The organism is Synechococcus sp. H55.2 (assembly GCF_047462495.1).
In the GTDB taxonomy this organism is placed as follows: Bacteria; Cyanobacteriota; Cyanobacteriia; order Thermostichales; family Thermostichaceae; genus Thermostichus.
In genome coordinates, this window is sequence record NZ_JANSJH010000144.1 from 1 (window position 1) to 4,351 (window position 4,351).

Genomic DNA, 4,351 nt, shown 5'->3' on the forward strand with positions numbered 1-4,351 from the left:
GCGCGAAGATTGACAACACAACCTTAAAACATCCGTTAAGTTCTGTCAACTGGCTGTGGGAAATCTGAGAAGGGATCCCCCAGCCTCAGCGGTTGGAGCGGCGACTGCCGGTGGGGGAGAAGAGGGCTTCCAGGGCCTGGCTGAGGGTTGGCTCCATCACCACCCGGTCTTCGTAGGCGGCGATGACCCGGGTGAGCTGGGGCAGGCGGCCCTGTTCTGCCTCCAGGTAGAGGGGCTGGACGTAGAGAAGCGAGGTCTCAATGGGGATGACCAGCAGGGTGCCCAGGTTCACCCGCGACCCGTGTTCGTTCCAGAGGGCGATTTGCTCGGAAATGGCGGGATCCTGGTTGACCCGCGCCTCTACCTGTTCCGGCCCGTAGATGAGGCGCTGCTTGGAAAACTCATACACCAGCAGCTTGCCGTAGTTTTCCCCATCGCAGCGGGCGGCCATCCAAGCCACCATGTTCTGCTTGTTGAGGGGGGTGAAGGGGGAAAGCAAGACAAACTCGGGCCGGTTTGGGGATCCCTTTTGTGGCTCCTCCGGCAAGGTGAGGATGAGGTACTGGGGCTGCATGGGAAGGCGTCGCCGGTTGCGGAATTGGTTGGGGATCTGCCACTGGTCTTCCCGGTTGTAGAAGAGGCGGGGATCCGTCATGTGGTAGGCGGCAAATTGCTGCACCTGCAGGCGGAAGAGATCCTGGGGGTAGCGGATGTGCCGCCGCAGCGGCTCCGGCATGGCCTCTAGGGGCTGGAACAGGCTGGGGTAGATGCGGGCGTAGGCTTGGATGAGGGGATCCCGAGGGTCGGCGATGTACCAGTCGATGCTGCCGTTGTAGGCGTCCAGCACCGCCTTGACCGAGTTGCGGATGTAGTTGAAGGGGAAGCCGGGCAGATGCTCGGAGTAGGGGTAGCGGCTGCTGGTGGTGTAGGCATCGAAAAACCAGTAGAGTTTGCCACCTTGAATCACCAAGTAGGGATCCTGGTCGTAGAGCAAAAAGGGCATCACCTGGCGCACCCGTTCCCGGATCTGGCGGCGATAGAGAAAGCGGCTGCTGGCGGAAAGCTCGCGGCTGAGAAGGATGCGCAGATCCCGGAAGTGCCAGGCGTAGAGAAAGCGCTGCCAGAGGTGGGGGATGGGCACGCCGCCCGTGCCGCGGTAGCTGCTGTAGACATAGCGATCGGCAGCGGGATAGTCCAGCTCGCGGGCCTCGGCACCCACGAACACGTCGGTGGTGGTCAGCTCGCCGTAGTAGAGAGCCGGCTGCTCCACCCGCAGCACCCCCGCCACCTCCGGGTAGCGGGGGGAAACCCGCGGTGGGATATCCGATAGAAAAAAGTCCGGCAGCCCTTCGGGAGTAACCACGTTGACCGGGCTGAGGGTGAGGCCATAGCCGTGGGTGTAGAAAAAGCGGCGGTTAACCCAAGTTTGGGCCGCAGGCGGCACCTGGGCAAAGTCCAATTCCCGCGCAGCGTGCATCACCTGGCGCAGTTCCCCGCCAATGCGGTAGCGATCTACATTCACATAGGGAAACTGGTAGTAGGGACGGATCTCCTGCAGTTGGCGATAGGTGGCCAAGAGGGGCTCCGTATCCCAAAGACGCACGTTGCGCAGGGTGGATTGATTTTGCTGCAGCGTTGCCAGCGTCAGGGATCCCTCTTCTGGAAAGGGCTTTACCTCCACCTCGGCCAGGCCAAAGCCGGCGCGGGTAAAGCGGATGTTGTGCTCAATGTAGGGGCGCTCCAGCTCTAGCTCGTTGGGCGTGACCAAAAGGGTTTGCACCAGTTGCGGGTAAAGCCGGGTGGTCAGCAGCCCAAACCCCAGGTAGGCCCCCCACAGCAGAGCCGGCGCCAGCAGGGAACTGGCCCAGGCAGGGCACCAGGATTTGAAAAAGGGAAGGCGGAGGCGGATCCCCTGGCGGGCCAAAACCCAGAAGCCAATGGCCGTCAGGAAAGCCACCCCGCTCATTAGAGTGGTGGCTGGCAGGGTGGCGTGGACATCGGTAAAACCGGCGCCAAAGACAACGCCACGGGTGGAGTAGAGCAGCTCATAGCGATCCAGCCAGTGGCCCCAGGCGCGAATTAAAAACAGGGATCCGCCCAAGATTAGCAAGTGCCGCTGGGCAAACAGGGAAAGGGCCAGCGTCAGCCGCTGCTCCGATAGCCCTAGCTCCACCAGGTAGATGAGCGCTGTCGTGATCAGAGTGAGCAGCACCAAGTTGAAGCACCAGTGCTGCAGCGTCTCCCAAAAGGGCAGGCCGAAAAGAAAAAAGCCCAGATCGCGCCTAAAAATCGGATCCGACTCCCCCACAGGCACTTGGTGCAGCCAGAGCAGCAGCGCGAACCAGTGCTGAGAAAGAGACCAGGCCAAGCATCCACTCAACCCCAGCGCGATCGCCCAGGCCCCTGTCAGGGTCGCTCCCCGCCAGCAGGCGCGGATGTTGGATCCCACCACCGCCAGGGCAAAACCAAAGGCGCCCAGGCCCAGCCCCCAGCGGGCAAATACCCGCGTCCACAGCACCGGCAGGGCGTTCAGCTCGGCAAACCAGGCCAGATCTACATAGAAGGCCGCCAAGCCGCTGATGGCCAGGATCCCTAGTCCAATCCAAAGTAACAGGAGCAACCCTCGCCGCAACCGCTCCATGGACTCAGGGCATCCCACTCAAACTCGCTCTTGATCCTAGCCCTTGCACCGCCTCCAGCAAGCCCGCCGGCCCGCCGTCCACCCGCACCACCGGGATCCCGACTTGGGCCTGCAACTCTTGCCAGCTCAGATCGTCTAGAAAGCGCTCCCCATCCTTAAGAGCAATCTGGGGCAAAAGTAGCCCATCGTAACTTGCCAAGTTTTCAACGGATTTCAAAGCGCTGAGGATGTCCTGCCCTGTCAGCAGCCCGGTTACCGTCAGGGTCTGTCCCCAGAATTGGCTGGCAATGGGCAACAGATCCAACTGCAGCCCCCGAATGCTGTTCATCCGCTTGACCACGGGCTGGAAGGCCTGTTCCACGGCGTTGCCCACCACCCAGAGAACTTTGAGGGGAGCAGGGATCCCAGCCGGCAGCCGCACCTGCTCGAACTCGCTCAAGAACAAGCGCAGGGATCCCACTCCATTGCCCAGTTGGGGGTAATCTTCGTAGTGCTCTGCCGGCGGCAATTCCCGACCCGCCAGCAGATACCACTCATCAGCCAGCCAGGCAAAGGTGGATCCCAATTCTTGCCGAAACTGCGCCTGCAGCGCTTCCACCTGCGCAATCACCTCCGCCGCTTTGGCAGCATCCACCGGGATTAGCTCATCATTGGGGGGGCGAAAGCGGGTTAGCCCCACCGGCACCACCGCCGCCGAGAGGACGGTCGGGATCCCTTCGACGGGTTGGCCAAAAGCGGCCAAGTCCAGAAGGGTGCGAGTTAGCTGCTCCCCATCGTTCCAGCCTGGGCAGACCACCACCTGGGCATGCAGTTGCAGTCGGTGTTGGCGAAACCAGGCCAACTGCTCCAGGATCAAACCGGCACGCGGGTTTTTGAGCAGGCGGCTGCGCAGCTCCGGCTCCGTGGCATGAACCGAGACATAGAGAGGAGAAAGGCGCAGGCGGGCGATGCGCTCCCACTCGGCAGCGGTCAGGTTGGTAAGGGTGAGGTAGCTGCCGTAGAGAAAGCTGAGGCGGTAGTCGTCGTCTTTGAGGTGCAGCGTTGCCCGCATCTCAGGGGGCTGTTGGTCGATAAAGCAAAAGGGGCAGGCGTTGTTGCATTGGATGAGACCATCGAACAAAGCCGTCTCAAACTCCAGCCCCAGATCCTCGTCTATGTCTTTTTCCAGCTCAACCGTGCGCTGGATCCCTTGGTTGTCCAGGATCTCCAGGCAGAGATATTCATCAGCACACAAGAAGCGATAGTCAATGAGGTCGCGGGGCCGCTCGCCGTTGATGCTCACCAGGGCCTCCCCAGGCCGAATGCCCACCTTTGCCGCCAGGGATCCGGCCACCACAGCGCTGATGCGGGCGGGCTTGAGGCTAGCACGAGACATGGCGCGCCCAGAGCCTAAACCTACTCCAAACAGCGGCGAATTGCTGCTTCCAGCTCCGACTGGCTGAGCTCGGTAACCACAAACACCTCTTGCACGCTGCTGCCCTTGCGGGCAACCAACTTGTATCCCCCTCGAATGGGCACCGAAACCCGCAACTGCAACTGCGGGATCCGCCCCCGACTGCAAGATAAGGCACCGGGAGTCACGGTTTTGATGCCCGCTTGCCGGGCCAGGCGCTCCAGGACAGGGATCAGCCCAGAAATGTGAGTGGAGTGGTTCCAAACCAGACGGCCAGAAGGCTCAGACATAGCGGCAACGCAACAGTGAGGGGGGCT

At 61.7% G+C, this 4,351-nt stretch carries 3 protein-coding genes; all 3 read right to left on the reverse strand.

The features are described from left to right. Positions 1–85: 85 nt before the first annotated feature. Genes NW844_RS12250 through NW844_RS12260 form a run of 3 tightly spaced genes read right to left on the reverse strand, consistent with a single transcriptional unit; the run spans position 86 to position 4,324 of the window. Positions 86–2,641 carry a UPF0182 family protein gene (locus NW844_RS12250; RefSeq protein WP_414336020.1) on the reverse strand — a complete coding sequence of 852 codons (2,556 nt, stop codon included), beginning with the start codon at positions 2,639–2,641 and terminating at the stop codon, positions 86–88. 4 nt (positions 2,642–2,645) lie between these two features. Then, on the reverse strand, positions 2,646–4,016 hold the full coding sequence (locus NW844_RS12255) for a TIGR03279 family radical SAM protein (RefSeq protein WP_414336022.1): 1,371 nt from the start codon (positions 4,014–4,016) through the stop codon (positions 2,646–2,648). 20 nt (positions 4,017–4,036) lie between these two features. After that, positions 4,037–4,324 (reverse strand): DUF2103 domain-containing protein, encoded by a 288-nt coding sequence (locus NW844_RS12260; RefSeq protein WP_414336024.1) that lies wholly within the window; start codon positions 4,322–4,324, stop codon positions 4,037–4,039. Positions 4,325–4,351: the final 27 nt, after the last annotated feature.

Coding starts and splice junctions, on each gene's coding strand:
- NW844_RS12250 (WP_414336020.1), bottom strand. CDS start 2,641: ATGGAGCGGTTGCGGCGAGGGTTGCTCCTGTTACTTTGGATTGGACTA.
- NW844_RS12255 (WP_414336022.1), bottom strand. CDS start 4,016: ATGTCTCGTGCTAGCCTCAAGCCCGCCCGCATCAGCGCTGTGGTGGCC.
- NW844_RS12260 (WP_414336024.1), bottom strand. CDS start 4,324: ATGTCTGAGCCTTCTGGCCGTCTGGTTTGGAACCACTCCACTCACATT.